The organism is Pseudoroseomonas ludipueritiae (assembly GCF_014490445.1).
Classification (GTDB): domain Bacteria; phylum Pseudomonadota; class Alphaproteobacteria; order Acetobacterales; family Acetobacteraceae; genus Pseudoroseomonas; species Pseudoroseomonas ludipueritiae.
The window spans coordinates 1-759 of sequence record NZ_JACTUZ010000373.1 but is presented as its reverse complement, the minus strand read 5'-3'; the positions used below and the strand labels follow the sequence as shown (position 1 = coordinate 759).

The window sequence follows — 759 nt, the reverse complement described above, 5'->3', positions numbered from 1 at the left end:
CGGACAGCGCGAAGGGCAGGGCCCGCGCCGCCCCCAGCAGCAGCGCCTGTCCGCCCGGCCGCACCAGCAGGCGGGAGAGCAGCGTGGCCCGCGCCACCAGCGCGCCGACATCGCCCGCGAGGCGCTGCTGGAAAGCCGCCGCATCCTCTCCGCGCAGGTGGCAGGCGGCGGCCAGATGCGCGCTGTGCAGGGCGATCGACATGCCTTCCCCGGCGAAGGAAGGGATCACGGCCGCCTGGTCCCCCAGGCGCCAGCAGCCATCGCTGCCGCGTTGCACGAAGCCATAGGGGATGGCGGCGATGGCCAGCGGGCGGTCCCAGAGCGCCGTGGCGCCGGAGAGGCGGCGGTCCAGATGCGGGCAGGCTTCGGTGATGGCCGCCAGCAGCGCCGGCCATTGGCCACCCAGCGCCGCGAAGACCCCACGCCGCACCAGCAGGCAAAGATTGGCGCCGCCGCCTTCCACCGGCTGCAAGCCGGCATAGCCGCCGGGAAACAGCCCGATCTCCACCCCGCGCCCCAGTGTCCTGGCCTGTTGCGGACTGAGGCGCAGATGCAGCTTGAAACCGAGCAGATCGGGCTGCCGCCCCGGCGGGCGCCTCCAGCCGCGCAAATCGTGCTTGCCGGTGGCCAGGAAGGCCTCGCGCGCTTCCACCCGGCTGCCATCCTCCAGCCGCGCCTGCCAGCCGCTGCCACTGCCTTCCAGCGCCCGCACGGCGGCGCCCCGGCGCAGCGCCGCCCCGGCAGCGGCGGCATGGGCCA

The 759-nt window shown here is 75.1% G+C and carries 1 protein-coding gene; it reads right to left on the bottom strand.

The annotated features are described in order from the left end of the window. Positions 1 to 759, bottom strand: a 759-nt coding sequence (locus IBL25_RS26445; protein ID WP_202986900.1) for a hypothetical protein, incomplete at both ends; no start/stop codon positions are given.